Source organism: Desulfomonile tiedjei, from assembly GCA_016212925.1.
GTDB lineage: Bacteria > Desulfobacterota > Desulfomonilia > Desulfomonilales > Desulfomonilaceae > JACRDF01.
This window is the reverse complement of sequence record JACRDF010000047.1, coordinates 257,682-271,822: the sequence shown is the minus strand read 5'-3', so window position 1 is coordinate 271,822 and position 14,141 is coordinate 257,682. Positions and strand designations below refer to the sequence as shown.

Annotated in this window: 11 protein-coding genes; 4 read left to right on the top strand and 7 right to left on the bottom strand. The window is 53.6% G+C overall.

Annotated elements, in window-relative coordinates; translation table 11 throughout:
• The first annotated feature begins 570 nt into the window (after positions 1 to 570).
• Together HY913_20100 and lon are read left to right on the top strand one after the other, a co-directional pair.
• Complete coding sequence (locus HY913_20100) at positions 571 to 3,672, top strand: DEAD/DEAH box helicase (protein ID MBI4965590.1); 3,102 nt, start codon at positions 571 to 573, stop codon at positions 3,670 to 3,672.
• A 288-nt stretch (positions 3,673 to 3,960) separates the two neighbouring features.
• Positions 3,961 to 6,393, top strand: coding sequence for an endopeptidase La (gene lon / locus HY913_20095; GenBank protein ID MBI4965589.1), 2,433 nt, complete (start codon positions 3,961 to 3,963; stop codon positions 6,391 to 6,393).
• Positions 6,394 to 6,470: 77 nt separating this feature from the next.
• On the opposite strand, the gene HY913_20090 is transcribed toward lon, so the two are convergent.
• Entirely contained in the window at positions 6,471 to 7,373 is a 903-nt protein-coding gene (locus tag HY913_20090) for a radical SAM protein (protein ID MBI4965588.1), read from the bottom strand.
• A 68-nt stretch (positions 7,374 to 7,441) separates the two neighbouring features.
• Between HY913_20090 and HY913_20085 the strand changes: the two genes are divergently transcribed.
• Positions 7,442 to 7,972, top strand: a complete 531-nt coding sequence (locus HY913_20085) for a methylated-DNA--[protein]-cysteine S-methyltransferase (protein MBI4965587.1) — start codon at positions 7,442 to 7,444, stop codon at positions 7,970 to 7,972.
• 13 nt (positions 7,973 to 7,985) lie between these two features.
• On the top strand, positions 7,986 to 8,789 hold the full coding sequence (locus HY913_20080; GenBank protein ID MBI4965586.1) for a CYTH domain-containing protein: 804 nt from the start codon (positions 7,986 to 7,988) through the stop codon (positions 8,787 to 8,789).
• Between the two features lie 32 nt (positions 8,790 to 8,821).
• Here the strand turns inward: HY913_20080 and HY913_20075 are convergent, their stop codons facing one another.
• The 6 genes from HY913_20075 to HY913_20050 form a co-directional block, all read right to left on the bottom strand.
• Positions 8,822 to 9,358, bottom strand: a complete 537-nt coding sequence (locus tag HY913_20075; protein ID MBI4965585.1) for a periplasmic heavy metal sensor — start codon at positions 9,356 to 9,358, stop codon at positions 8,822 to 8,824.
• Between the two features lie 294 nt (positions 9,359 to 9,652).
• Positions 9,653 to 10,156 carry a periplasmic heavy metal sensor gene (locus HY913_20070; protein MBI4965584.1) on the bottom strand — a complete coding sequence of 168 codons (504 nt, stop codon included), beginning with the start codon at positions 10,154 to 10,156 and terminating at the stop codon, positions 9,653 to 9,655.
• A complete protein-coding gene (locus HY913_20065) occupies positions 10,153 to 10,599 on the bottom strand; it encodes a zf-HC2 domain-containing protein (protein ID MBI4965583.1) in 447 nt (148 codons plus the stop codon). Before HY913_20065 ends, HY913_20070 begins: the two co-directional genes overlap by 4 nt.
• Before the next feature lie 61 nt (positions 10,600 to 10,660).
• Entirely contained in the window at positions 10,661 to 11,245 is a 585-nt protein-coding gene (locus tag HY913_20060) for an RNA polymerase sigma factor (GenBank protein ID MBI4965582.1), read from the bottom strand.
• Between the two features lie 298 nt (positions 11,246 to 11,543).
• On the bottom strand, positions 11,544 to 12,329 hold the full coding sequence (locus HY913_20055) for a 2-hydroxyglutaryl-CoA dehydratase (GenBank protein ID MBI4965581.1): 786 nt from the start codon (positions 12,327 to 12,329) through the stop codon (positions 11,544 to 11,546).
• Positions 12,330 to 12,337: 8 nt separating this feature from the next.
• The gene (locus HY913_20050) at positions 12,338 to 14,140 is read right to left on the bottom strand and encodes a long-chain fatty acid--CoA ligase (protein MBI4965580.1); all 1,803 of its coding nucleotides are present in this window, start codon (positions 14,138 to 14,140) and stop codon (positions 12,338 to 12,340) included.
• Position 14,141: the final 1 nt, after the last annotated feature.

Sequence of the window (14,141 nt, the reverse complement as noted above, 5' to 3'; positions counted from 1 at the left end):
GTGCATTTGACGCCGGCTGCCGGCCGACGTTTGGACTCCCCTTCATGCTTCTTTTGCTCGCGCAGGGCCGAAGAATGTTATCAGCAAAAGCAGCTTCTCACAAGCGCGATGGCATTGAGGTTGAAACCATTCAGTTTCCAGCGGCGAAAGAATGTCATTGCGGGCGCAGCGAAGCAATCTCAGCGCCTAAAGGCCGAGATTGCTTTCCCGCGGAACGCGGGATTTCACTCCTCGCAATGGCAGAAAAGTGGCAACTCCCCCGCGTAACTGAATGATTACGCTTGGTTGTGACTGACAGATTGTGGAGGTTTGCCGGAAGGACACAATCCGTAGTGTCCTTACGTCTCTGATTCAGTCATGGATCGCGATTTCCGTAGTGATTTTCGCGATTAGGAAATTACAGGCGGCGCATGATTAACTTTTAGGTTAATTTTATGACTATAAATTCTTTTATAAAAATCCCTTGTCTTCAATGTTTAAATCTATAATTTAAAGATTGACAACCCCTATTGGTTGTGGTATCCACGCCCCGTGGTCTATAGACTGGGGGTTTGGTTACAGGAGATTTAAGTGTTCGGAAAAGTGATACAATTGAAGAAGACCGTTGCGGATGCAACCGGGGGGGGAGAGCTACCAGCAGAGATCACTCGCCAATTCAATACGGAAGTGCTCGAACAAGGGCTCCACCTGGCGGAGAGTTCGCGAATTTCGCATATTAACTTCGGAAGAGAATCATACTTCGGCCTTGTCAGTGAAGGCTCCGGAAAGGGAGTCAACGTCCACATAACCCTTGACCCAGAGACCAAGGTCCTCAGTCGGGCCACCTGCGGGTGCTTCCGATCGAGCACACGGACCTATTGCCATCATATTGTCTCGTTTGTCCGATATGTTCTGCGGCCCGACCCTCAAACCGGGCGACTGAAATCCCTGGGAGAAGACTTTCAGGACAGCTTCTGGTACGAGATCAGCTGGTTCGGCTTTAAGAGCTTCGGTGATTCGGTGCTGGGCTTTAGAACACAGGTGAATCACGGAGGCGAAGGCCTGCGGATTGTCTTTGCGGACCGCAACCAAAACGAAATTTTGGCCTTTATGCCGGGCGAGCGTCTGGTCGAGGAATTTTTGCACGAGTTCTTCGACATTATACGAAGGGACATAGATTCCACGCTTTTCCGCCGGATGTACGGCCGCAAGCTAAAAGATCCGAACGTCCCGTTCCTCCGCCGAAGGCCGTGGCAGCTCACCGATGCAGAGGAGGAAATCAATCGGAGAGGAGTGAAGTCCATCCGCCAGCATCTTGAGGACAGTGTCTGGCACCGTATCGCTAAGGTGGGATTCCTTGCTGCAGGGCGCAGCGGAGGCACATTCAATTTCCGATTTCTCGAACATAAGCAAGAACTCATTGTGGAAGCCCTGGACGAAGCGGAAAGCGTTATTCTCCGCCTGGTGCCGCCAAGAAATCTTGTCGGTGTCGTCATCGAAATGGGAGAGAAAAAAGAGGCCATCGGAACAGATTTGCCGATACATCCCCAACCCCTGAAGACGGGCTATCGCATCGATCGGACGGCCTCATCGTCGCTGTGTATCACTCCTATCGTGGAAAACCCCGATCCGGACGCGGACGCGCAGGATGCGTATCTGGACAGGACCAAGCTCGAACGACACTTTTTCGGAACATACTATTTCTTCCCCGATTGGGGATTTTTCAGGATCGCCGTAAGCGCGAGCGGTCTTCCGGCAGAGTACTTTTCGCCTCAGAAGAAAATCTTCGTGCCCGCGGAGCAGATCACCACTTTCCTCGAAGCCTGCGGTGATTCATTGAGAACCGAGCCCGGGCTGTTCATGGAACCCGGCCTTTTAAACCGTCAGACCGTTGAACAGTACGAAAGCGTGACGGTGGATCATGAGTTCTCCGGCGACGAGGGAATCACGCTCGACATTAAATATAATTTCGGCGACTTTCGTATGTCCTTCCAGGAGATTTTCAACGCGAGACGGGGCAAGGTCCGCTTCCTGGTCCACGGAGATAAGTGGGTCGATACAATGTCGTCCGCCTTTTCCTGGATGGACGGGCTCGAGGACCAGCCAAATCTCAAAGATAACAGTCTGACGGTGGGAAGAACCGAGTACCTGCGTTTCTTGGCCATGCACGACCGTCTGGAGAAGCGATTTCCCTCGACCGGCACAAAGTCCTGGTTCGAGGACCTGGAGATGCTCAAACCACCAGGCCGGCTTCCCTCAGTGAGCGCGATGAAGGGGAAGCTCCGAGGGTACCAGAAAAACGGTTACGCCTGGCTCTGGTTCCTCTATGAGAATGGCTTTTCAGGGCTCCTGTGCGACGACATGGGGCTCGGGAAAACGCATCAGGTTATGGCGCTGATGACCGGCATAAATCACCACGTCAGCAGGAGCCGGCCAATGATGCGCTTCCTGGTGGTTTGTCCGACTACGGTCCTGAGTCACTGGAAAGACAAAGTCCTGACTTACGCGCCATACCTTGACCCCTATGTTTATCACGGCACGGATCGGTCGTTCGAAGAAGGCTTTGCAGCCCATAGCCTGATAATCACCTCGTACGGGATCGCGCTGCGGGACATAGAGATGTTGGCGGAATACCGCTTTGAATTGCTCGTTCTTGATGAAATTCAGACCGTAAAGAATGCGACGACAAAGACCTACGCGGCTGTGAAGGCGTTGGAAGCGGTCTGCACTATAGGTCTGACGGGCACCCCTATTGAGAACACGGTCACGGATCTGAAGTCCCTCTTCGATATAGTGCTCCCAGGTTATCTGATGTCTAATTCGCTCTTCGAGAACCATTTTCGGTACCCTATTGAGGAGGCCTCGGACCGACCGACCAGGGAGAAGCTGTCCCGGATGATCCAGCCGTTCACTCTGCGCCGCAAAAAAGAACAGGTGCTCAAAGAACTGCCGCCTAAGATCGAGGACATTCGCCGGTGCTCTTTGACAGAGGACCAGATACGTTTCTATCGGGACGTGGTCGAAAACCAGGGCAAAGATCTGGTGATGACCCTGAAGGACCCGGATCAAAAAGTCCCTTATATGCACATTTTTGCGGTCTTAAACTACCTCAAGCAAATCTGTAACCACCCCGCTTTGCTTGAAGGGGAAGGCAGGGACTACCGCAAGTACGCTTCAGGAAAATGGGACCTCTTCCTGGAGCTTCTCGATGAAAGTCTGGGCTCGGGGCAAAAGGTGGTGGTCTTCAGTCAGTACGTGAAGATGCTGGACCTTATAGAATCGTTTCTGTCGGATCAGGAGATTGAATTCGCAACCATAAAGGGAAATGTCCGGACTCCGAAGCGAGCGGAGGCAATAAAGCGATTCAACTCAGATCCCAATTGCATGGTGTTTAGCGCCTCACTGAGGGCCGCGGGTCTCGGAATCGACCTCACCGCCGCGTCGGTAGTGATTCATTATGACCGTTGGTGGAATTCCGCTCGGGAAGAGCAGGCCACCGACAGGGTTCACAGGATCGGGCAGACGCGAGGCGTCCAGGTTTTCAAGTTAATCACGGAAAATACCCTTGAGGAAAAAATCGACTGGGTCATTGATAAGAAAAGGCGTCTCATGGATTCCATAGTCAAACAGGATGACAAGTCGCTCATAAAGCACTTTACCCGCGAGGATCTCATTGAATTGATCTCTTTTTAGCAATTGTGTTGAACATCAGAGGCGGCCGTTTCGTGCTCGCGATCCCCCCGGCATCGACGTGAAAAAAATATATTAACTAGTTGACGCGAAAGTTTATACAAAATGTTGATTTCTAGTGTTAAACCTACCTAGCATCATCATACGAAAAACCCCCCTGTCACAACTTCTGCAAGCCCCTTTTCGCGTCGTTCTTGACTTTTCCGTTAAAATCAGATATGTTAGCGCTACATTTTTTTGACCATTAAATCGCATGCAATCAATTCTTCGCGGGATGGGTGTGGTGTCGTTATGAAATCTTCAAAGTTTGTGGAGAATCTCCCCACGGTTGTACCTATTCTTCCTCTGAGGGATATGGTTGTCTTCCCAAATGTCATGGTTCCGCTGTTTTTGAAGGGATCTCGGGTTGTCAAACTCGCCGAATCCGTCGTGGACGGCGAGAATCTGGTCGGCCTTTTTTATCAGAAAGCCAAAAATAGACTGAATCCGCTTCGTGAAGAGATCTGCATGGTCGGGACGCTGGCTCGCATCCAGCAGGTGGTGCGACTGGAGAGCGGAGGCGTCAAGGCCATTGCCGACGGCATCTGCCGTGTGCGTTTGATCAAACAAATCCAGCATGACCCTTACCTCATGGGTGAGGTCAGCATGATCGAGGAACGATGCGAGCCGCAAGAGTTGCTGGAGCCATTGGTTCGCAGCATGGCCTCGCTCTTCAAATTAAGCCTCAGTTTGGGCAGACCGATCAGTGACCACGCCATGACCATGATCGAGCGAGCGGAGGACCCGGGCCGGCTAGCCGACCTGATCGCAGTCTATTTGCCTCTGCAAGCTGACATAAAGCAAAGCATTCTGGAGATCGAAGACCCTCTTGCCAGGCTTAAGGGCGCTTTCTCTTACCTGCAAGCCGATGTCCACTCACTCCAGCCAAGGCTTCAAGCCGCAAACGATACGATTTCGAACGCGGCATACGCAAAACGTCAAAAAGAAATCGGCATCCGGCAGCAGATGCGCTCAATGCAAAAGGACTTTAGCTCGGAGGAAGATCCCCATAGCACCGAGATCAAGGAATTTCACCAAAAGATAAGAGATTCCGGGATGTCCACCGACGCAGTGGAGGTGGCCACTCGCGAGCTGCAAAGACTCGAACGGATTCCTCCTCACTCACCGGAATACATTGTTTCCAGAACCTATCTGGATGTTATCACCAGCTTGCCTTGGAGTACCACGACCGAGGACAACCTCGACATCGCAAGGGCCCAGAGGATACTCGATCAGGACCATTATAACCTGGCGAAGGTCAAGGACAGGATTTTGGAGTTTCTGGCGATTCGCAAGCTCAAGGAGGATAACAAAGGCCCCATTCTCTGTTTCGTCGGACCGCCCGGCGTGGGCAAAACCTCCTTGGGGAAATCCATCGCGAGGGCACTCGGCCGAAAGTTTCAAAGGATTTCGCTGGGAGGCATGCGTGATGAAGCCGAAATAAGGGGCCATCGCAGGACCTACATTGGAGCTATGCCGGGCAGGATCATTCAGGAGATCCGTAGGGCAGGAAATAGGAACCCCGTCTTCATGCTCGATGAGGTGGACAAGATCGGGCAAGACTTCAGGGGAGATCCTGCATGCGCTTTGCTCGAGGTCCTTGACCCGGAGCAGAACAATTCCTTCAGCGATCATTATCTGGACATTCCATTCGACCTGAGTGGGGTTCTTTTTATCGCCACAGCCAATCAGCTGGACCCCATTCCGGCCCCATTGCGCGACCGGATGGAAGTGATCCGCATACCGGGATATGCCGATGAGGAAAAAGAGAAGATTGCAGAGCAGTTTCTCATTCGAAAAGCCCTGGAAGACAACGGCGTCCGTGAATACCCGATTGGCTTCACCCCTGAGGCGATTCGATACATCATCAGGGCATTCACTAGGGAAGCGGGCGTCCGGAACCTTGAAAGGCAAATCGGCGCTGTGTGCCGCAAAGTAGCGCGAGAGATTACCCAAGGATTGCCCTTGCGGGAAGAGATACGACCCGAAATCGTGGAGGAGCTTCTCGGCCCGCCGAAGTTCTATTTCGATCTGGCGGAAGAGCAAGACCAGGTAGGCACGGCCACTGGCCTTGCGTGGACGGAAAGTGGTGGAGACATAATATTTGTGGAGGTAACGGGGTTCCGGGGGCAAAAGGATCTCACAATGACCGGCTGCCTCGGGGACGTCATGCAGGAATCAGCCCGAGCGGCACTCAGCTATCTGAGAAACACTTGCAGCCTTCACGGTATTGAGGAGAGGCTTCTGTCCCAGACCGACCTGCACATTCATGTCCCTGCGGGAGCCATTCCGAAGGACGGCCCATCAGCGGGAATAACGATTGCCGTTGCGCTGGCATCCTTCTTTACTGGGGTTCCCGTGCGCAGAGAAGTAGCTATGACCGGGGAGTTAACGCTTAGGGGCCGAGTACTTCCGGTTGGTGGGATCAAAGAAAAACTGTTGGCTGCACGCCGCGCTGGTGTTCGCGAAGTTATACTCCCGAAAAAGAACCAGTCCAGTCTGCGAGATCTCCCTGACTACGTAAAGGAAGAAATGACTCTTCACTTTATCAGCGATGTGGGTGAAGCGATTAACATTGCGCTCGCTTCGGGAACCAGGACCTGCCAGCCGTTTAATTTGATGGAACAACCTATATTGCCGATGTTCCCGGAACCAAGAGTGGAGTACGTGGCTAAAGGCCATTGATATCAGACTTCATCCAAATAAGCGGTCGATCGCGGGGAGAACCTCTAGGAGGTCCCCCGCACATCCACTTTGAATCCCTACGGAAAAAAGATCCCCATGCCGGTCCTTATTGCCTCCATTTTTCCTTTGAAGGCAAGGGACATCTCATTGTGAGCCGAGAACCCACACAGCGAACATTTTGAAGCACCCCTGTTCCTCAAATAACATCCGTGCAAAACTGTCCCGTCAGGCTCGGCATTGGCCAAGAATTTTTCCTCGCAGGTCCATCGCTCCTTTTTCAAATCCTCCAGGCTCATGAGAGAATTGGCCACCGGATACCCGTCCTTTTTCATTTGCTTGAGCTTTTCCAGCACCGGGGCCCTTTCACTGAAAGGAAGGAATAGAGGGTCAGGGAGGCCTGCGTACGGGTAATAAAACTGAATGGTGACTCCTGCTACCCTGCCGCGGAGGGTTTGGAGCAGTTCCTGTATAGTGCTGGAATTGGCTGTGCTGATGGTGGTGCTCACGAGCGCCCGACCGTTCCCCTCTTGCTCCAGGTTTTTCCACACCTTGTCGAAAACGCCCTGGCCGCGAATTTCGTCATGCACTCTGCGAGGACCGTCCAGGCTGACCCAGACGCGGTCCAACTCAAGATCTGCCCACGAAAGCGTGCCATTGGTGGTTATGCAGACGCACCGGAAAAGCCTTCGCGCCGCCTCGATCACGTGGCGAATGTTCTTTTTGCCATCTCGCCACAGCAAGGGCTCGCCGCCTTCCAATATGAGGATCTGCACGCCTATCCCTCTGAGGCGTTCCAGAGTATTTCGAACCCGTGGAAAATCCTGCTCGGGCACGGACCTATTCCAGTAAGGGCAGTGTCTACACTTGAGGTTACAATTGTAGGTTATTTTGTACCCGCCGAGGACCGGTGACGGCTTGCCTGTCAAGTGGTACTTCAAGAAGGGGTTTGCAAAAGCCGATAAGTTTCTTATGGTTGACATGAAATGAGCTGCCAAGAGACTTTCCTGTCGGACGTGTCCTGTAAGACCACGGTGGTTCCGCCATCAACATGGTAGTATTATGCCGTCATCGCCAGAATGTCATCAAAGGAGCCTACAAGTTGACTGAGCCGGAAGTTGTCCATCATTACTTTTCCAATTTGGTCGGGTGGTTGGAACTAAGGGCGTCCGCCCGGGGTGTGCGTTCCGTTTCCTTTATACCACAACCGGCTGCGCCTGAGACTTCAAGCAAAAACGCGGTCATGATCAGGCTGATTGACGAACTGGACCGCTACTTTGCTGGAAACCTCACTACTTTCACTGTGCCCCTGGACCCGGCCTCCGGGACCCCGTTTCAACGAGAAGTCTGGAAAGCTCTTACGGAAATCCCTTATGGCAAAACCAGTTCTTACTCGGGAGTGGCCCGAGCCGTGGGACGCCCAAAAGCTTCTCGTGCCGTCGGTTCGGCCAACGGCAGGAATGACATTCCAATACTGATACCCTGCCACAGAGTGATCAGAGCTGATGGGACTCTCGGAGGGTACGGTTCGGGGTTGAAGATCAAGAAGGCCCTTCTGGACTTGGAAGGGGTCGGCAAATGATCGGAAGGCCCGCATGAGCCTCGAATCGACCGATCGGATTGCCTTTGAGACGGAGATAACGCTCTTAATTTGTTCAGACCGGCCCGAAGAGATAGAAGAGGAGCTTTCAGGCCTTTCGGCAATCCGCGGATATCATCTAGCCCCAGCCTCTTCCGTTACCCTTGACGACGCGTACCTGGACACGGACGAAAGGGCCCTGAGCGCCAATCATTACGCGCTCAGAATAAGAAGGTCCCGCTCAGACATTTGGATCACATTGAAAGGACCGTCCCATCCGACCGAATGGGGAGGCCTGGAACGACTGGAGATGGAAGCCCTGTGGTCGCCGGATGCTCTGGACAGGGTTTTGCGAGAACTTCAGCGCCTTGGCTTATTACGTAGAGCGGACGTGGAGGATTTTGATCCGGTCGGGCCTCTTGAAACCATGAAGTCACTGGGCTTCACGATTATCCAGAAACGCAGTTTGCTACGCCGCTGCAAGGCCGTAACCGATCGAAAAGGAGGCTCTCAGATCGCAGAACTTGCAATCGACGATGTGACTTATCAATTTGCTTCCGGAGGAATCCTTCATAGTGAGGTGGAAATTGAGGCAAAGGGTGCCAACACCGCCAATGCTGTCAGGGCCTTGGCCGATGGGCTGATCGAACGTTATGGACCGGAGTTGCAACGATGGCGCCACGGCAAGCTGGCCACGGGCCATGCCATTGAGGAACTGGTCCTCGCTGGTAGATTAAACGATCTGATGAATGGCCACAGGCTAAGGCCCGCCGCCTATACAATAATAACTGAATGGCTCAAAACACGGAAAGCCCCTTGAAGGGGCTTTCTACACTAATGCACAGCCGCGAATCAGAGGTTGGTCGAGCCTCCCTGTGGTCCCCCACAGCATCCACCAGGGCCCCGGCCCCCGCCGAATCCTGCCTGGCCACCTCCGCAGCATCCGCCAAAACCGCGGCCGCCGCCGAACCCACAACCTGCACCCGGCCCGAAGTTACCGAATTTCTCTTTCTGCTCCGGGGTAAGCACCGATCTGAGCTTAGTGCTCATGGCACGGCCTTCGTTGCGCATCTGGTCCTGCAGCGCCCAGATTTCTTCCCTCGTCTTTTGGATGGCCCCTTCGTCGGCCTTGTCTTTGGAAGTCATTTCCATCAATTCGATTCTCTTCTTGGCCATCTGTTCCCTAAGCGCCTCCTGCTTCTTCAGGGACTCCAGCCTTAGAGAAGTCACTTTCTCCTGCTGCTCTTTTGACAAATCCCCCCAGAAAGCACCGCCTCTTCCCATGGCGCCGGGGCCGCCTCCCCAGCCTCCAGGACCGGCATAAAGAACCGAAGCCAGCAACAGGACCAGCAAAGATGCCGCAAGGACTGTGACCTTGTTAAACTTCATCTCAGAATCTCCTTTGTCGCCAGATTTTTGATACCTGATATTGTTTACAAGGGCCGGAGGAAAATCCCGCGCAGGAATATTTACGGAGGAAACCTTTTTGGTGTGGTCCCGCAGGACGCGGGACACCGTGGCCCCCTCCAGTAAAGGCCATATTGCACATCGAGTGGGGGTCCACCGACAGTGGATGCCGCTCAGTAAGCTGGATGTCGAGGTTTTTCCGAGGGTGTTGTGGAACTATGGCTGGTTCAGGCAAGCAACCCAGTGACTTTGCAGACAAGGTCTCCCGGCGATTGCTTACTGCGACTGCACCGGACACCCCATACCGCCCGGTCCAAAGCCGGGGCCTCGGCCCATGCCCATTCCAGGTCCCATGCACGTTCGATTCTTTAAGAAGAGGGCAAAGGCCTGCCGCTTTTCGTCCGGAAGGCTCGCCAAGGTTTGGCTAATTCGCAAAAACGCTTCTCGGTCAATCTGGCCCTTGAGAACGTGCAGTTCGTTGATTTTAGGATCCGCGGCTCGTATGTCTCCGGGGTGTTTCGCAATTTCGTCTAATACTTCCAGGTTCTTCTCCATGATCCTGCTTCTTGCTTCCATCATCTGTGCACGGGCTTCTCGGGGCCACATTTGCCTTATGGTGCGGAAATCTTCGCGCGTCAACGTCGCTGTCCCGGCGGCAGAAGGGCCTGCTCCCATCCCGGCTCCGCGTTGCAACCAGAGGTGCCAGCCCACCGTCGCGGCAACAGCGAGATTAATGGCCATTGAAAAAATGAAAAGACCGATAAAGACAGCCTTCTTCATCGTGAATTCTCCTCAACGCCGATGGTCATTACGACTTCAGCGAGCGATCCGTCCTGATCCGGCATCATATAGTCGAGCATGGCTTCCGTCCTGTTGATATTTAGCATGTCAGTTACAGAGCGGCCGGCCAGGTTCCCCAATCCCACAGCGAGCAGGATCACCATCGCCATCAGAGGCACTCTACTCCACGCGGGAAAGAGTTCTCTTCCCTCCCGGCGGGTTCGCTCCAATTCTACGCGCTCCTTGATCCTCCGGGCCAGGGACCGGGACGGCACAGGGCCGGGGATGGACTGCAATTCATTGTTCATTGCAGCCATGCGCTCGAAAACTCTCCGGCAATCCGGGCACCGGTCCAAGTGAAGCTTTAGTGCTTCCCTCAGGGGCTCTGCCAGTTCGCCGTCTAAAAACAACGAAATCTGCTTGTGGAATTGGCTGCAATTCATGGACCTAGCCTCCAACACTATATACCGGTAAGTAAGACAATACCCGCGAAGTATTGCATGCTTATTCCTCTAGAATTTCCATAAGCCTCTTGCGAGCGCGAAAAATCAGCGACTCTACCGAGGACACGGAAGTCTTCATAACCTCGGCGATTTCTTCATAGCTCAGGTTCTCCTGAGCTTTCAGCATCAACGCTTCGCGTTGTCGCTGCGGGAGCGAGTCGATCGCCAGCTCGACTTTACGGTATTCCTGTTTCGATCCCAGCAGCGTCTCGGAATCCTGTTCCGGCGAAGAAAAGGGATTGTCCGCCTGGTGGAAGTTTCGGTCCTCTTCACCGGAGTCACCGAGGAACCTTAAGGCTTTTCGCTTGAGCGCGCTGAAGACATTGATACTTTGATTGCGCGCTATGGTCAGCAGCCATGTCTTAAAGGAAGCTTTGGACGGAGAGAACCCGTCGAGGTGCCTGAAGACCCTCAGAAAAGTCTCCTGGACAATGTCTTCAGCTTCTTGGGGAGAATTCGTGATGTTATAAGCAAGACGGTAGACCAACGTGGTATATCGTTCCACCAACGTATTGAAAGCGGCTTCCGAGCCTCCCTGAGCTTGCTGAACGAGTTGTTCGTCGGTTACACCGTCTGAAATCTTCATCAGCTAGATCATGAACGAGTATGGCCTCATTGACAAGAACCCAGCGAATTGCCTGTTCGGGCCAGGAGAATTTGGCACGGAATGAGTCCTGTTTGGTCAATGTAAAATGAAATACAGATAGCTCTTTCCTCGTTCCGAGGCTCCGCCCGGGAGTGTATGCCGGGAGGCCCTGCTTCCCTGACTGGGTTGAAATAACATGTGTTTCCGGGCAGAGCCCGGAAGACAAGGGTTCCCAGGCGGAGCCTGGGAACCGGAAGTCACGGCAAGGCTTTGGGCAAGTACTTTGGCCTCATCGGGCTCAAGATCCACCTTTAGCACAATCTCTCGCAATAAGCGCGGCTCCCAGGGCCCCGACAATTTGAGGTTCGACCGGTACGTTCAAGCTTCCGCCGACTCGTTGCCGGACCTTCGCGGCTATGCCGGTGTTTTTAGCCACACCGCCTGTCATGGTCACTTCCGGGGCTACCCCTACAAGTTCCAACATGGCGAACACCCGGCTGCATATGGCCTCGTGAAGCGCGTTGAGAATGTCTTCTATGGGTCTGGCCTGAGCTACCAGGGAAATGACCTCCGACTCGGCGAAAACGGTGCACATACTGCTGATCGATATGTCCTCCTTTGAGTTCATTGACAGAGGCCCCATTTCCTCCAGCCCAATTTCCAGTGCTCGGGCCATCACTTCCAGGAACCTGCCGGTGCCGGCGGCGCATTTGTCATTCATGGCGAAGTCAACAACTCGCCCCCGGTCCGCGAGCCTGATGACCTTGCTGTCTTGGCCTCCTATGTCGAGCACGGTGCGAGTCCCTGGAAACAGGTGGTATGCCCCGCGGCCGTGGCAAGTAATCTCGGTGACTGCTTTGTTTGCAAAGGGTAGGCTGATGCGGCCGTAACCCGTGACCACGGTGAATTTGAGGTCCGCGTCTGAAATCCCCGCCTGCTCCAACGCTTTGTGAAAGGACTTCTCGCCTGCTACCCTACTATTCGCTCCAGTGGACGAAATATCATATGAAACGGTCTTCCCTTGGTCGTCAATAATGACGGTTTCCGTACTGAGCGAACCGACATCGATTCCTGCGTAGTACATTGTGGTGCTTAGGCATCCTTTTCATACAAGGAGTCCAGCAGGTCTCCGTACCTGTCCCTGATGGACTTCCTTTTGAGCTTGAGCGTAGGGGTGATTTCACCCTCTTCCTGGGAGAACTCCCTGGGAAGGATGATAAACTTCTTTATCGTCTCATATCGGGCCAATTTATTGTTCACTTCGTCCATGTATTTCCGGATTCGATCTCGGATTTCCGGGCTTTGAGTCAACTCTTCGTAGGTTTCGTAAGACATGCGCCGCTCCTGGGCCAAGGCTTCCGTTTCCGCCCGATTCAGAGTCACTAGTGCGGTTAGATACTTTCTCCGGTCCCCGTGGACCATGACATTGGAAAACAGAGGCATACCTTTGAACATGTTCTCAATGTTCTGGGGGGAGATGTTTTTTCCGCCGGAGGTTATTATTAGGTCTTTCTTCCTGTCGGTGATGACCAGGAAACCTCCGTCGTCCCAGCGCCCCACATCGCCGGTGCAGATCCAGCCGTCCTTCAGCAGTTCGGCGGTTAGTTCGGCTTTGTTGAAGTACCCCATGAAGTTGTTTCCTCTAATGAGGATCTCTCCGTCGGTCGCGAGTTTGACCTCCACGCCCGGCATGGGTTTGCCCACCGTTCCGTACCGGCAATGCTCGAATGTGGTCATGGTGCCGGAGATGGTCTCCGTGAGAGCATAAAACTCCAGAATCTGAATCCCGATGCTGTGCATGAACTCCCCTATCTCGGCCGACAGGGGCGCGCCGGCGGAAACAGCGAACAACAGCCTTCCGCCTAGCATTTCACGGATCTTGGTGAACACCAGTTTGTCGGCAATGTTGAATTTGAGCTTTAGAAGCGACGACAGGGGTTGATGGGCATTGAGTTTACGGCTTCTTTGCTTCCCCACGCCTACGGCCCAACCGAATATAAGACGCTTGAACGCGGAACCCTTTTCCACGGAGGTCACAATGCGAGCATACACCTTCTCGAATACACGGGGCACGCTCGCGATGAAAGTGGGATGCGCCTCCACCATATTACTGCCCAGGGTATCGAGAGACTCTGCGATGGCAAGAGGTATGTTCATAGATATGTTGTAATAATAGCTGGATACCCTGGGATAGAGATGCGACAACGGCAAGATCATGAGAGACAGATTGGTCTGCGGGTCCAGTTGAAAGAGTTGGTGTATGGAATCCAGGACGCAGGCAAGATTTCTGTGGCTGATCATACACCCTTTGGGTGGTCCCGTGGTCCCCGAGGTGTAGACGATCGCAGCCATATCGTCAGGATCGACACGGCCGCTCCTCCGCTCGATTTCAGCCTCATGTTCGCTTCTCAGAGCTGCACCTTTGGCCAAGAGCGTTTCATAGGAGATGATCTCGTCGTCCCCGTCCGGGACCGGTCCGGCGATCACGATGACCTTGGCAAGCCCTTTCAATTGGCTTTTCTGTGCCAGGACCTTGGCAAGCTGAATTTCATCTTCCACCACCGCGAATTTGGCGCCTGAATCGTTGATGATGTACTCGCATTGCTCCGGAGTATTGGTGTGATAAAGCGCGACGTTCGTTCCTCCGGCCAAAATGGTACCAAGGTCGGTGACGATCCACTCCAGCCTGTTGAAGGAAAGAAGCGCGAGCCGGTCCCCGGGCTGCATGCCCAAGTCGATCAGCCCGCAGGCGAATGAGAACGCCATATCACGGAGTTCCCCCCAGGCCAGGTCCTTGTACGGCCCGCCCGGCTCCTTCTTGTACTTGATAATTGTGTCGTTGTTAAAACTGCGGGCGTTGTCGATGAACGTCTTGACTATCGTTTTGTGTGCCATG

What these genes read in the sequence shown, in the direction of transcription:
- HY913_20085 (MBI4965587.1), top strand. Translation starts at nt 7,442, where the DNA reads ATGGTAGTATTATGCCGTCATCGCCAGAATGTCATCAAAGGAGCCTAC.
- HY913_20075 (MBI4965585.1), bottom strand. Translation starts at nt 9,358, where the DNA reads ATGAAGTTTAACAAGGTCACAGTCCTTGCGGCATCTTTGCTGGTCCTG.
- HY913_20080 (MBI4965586.1), top strand. Translation starts at nt 7,986, where the DNA reads ATGAGCCTCGAATCGACCGATCGGATTGCCTTTGAGACGGAGATAACG.
- lon (MBI4965589.1), top strand. Translation starts at nt 3,961, where the DNA reads ATGAAATCTTCAAAGTTTGTGGAGAATCTCCCCACGGTTGTACCTATT.
- HY913_20070 (MBI4965584.1), bottom strand. Translation starts at nt 10,156, where the DNA reads ATGAAGAAGGCTGTCTTTATCGGTCTTTTCATTTTTTCAATGGCCATT.
- HY913_20055 (MBI4965581.1), bottom strand. Translation starts at nt 12,329, where the DNA reads ATGTACTACGCAGGAATCGATGTCGGTTCGCTCAGTACGGAAACCGTC.
- HY913_20090 (MBI4965588.1), bottom strand. Translation starts at nt 7,373, where the DNA reads ATGTCAACCATAAGAAACTTATCGGCTTTTGCAAACCCCTTCTTGAAG.
- HY913_20060 (MBI4965582.1), bottom strand. Translation starts at nt 11,245, where the DNA reads ATGAAGATTTCAGACGGTGTAACCGACGAACAACTCGTTCAGCAAGCT.
- HY913_20065 (MBI4965583.1), bottom strand. Translation starts at nt 10,599, where the DNA reads ATGAATTGCAGCCAATTCCACAAGCAGATTTCGTTGTTTTTAGACGGC.
- HY913_20050 (MBI4965580.1), bottom strand. Translation starts at nt 14,140, where the DNA reads ATGGCACACAAAACGATAGTCAAGACGTTCATCGACAACGCCCGCAGT.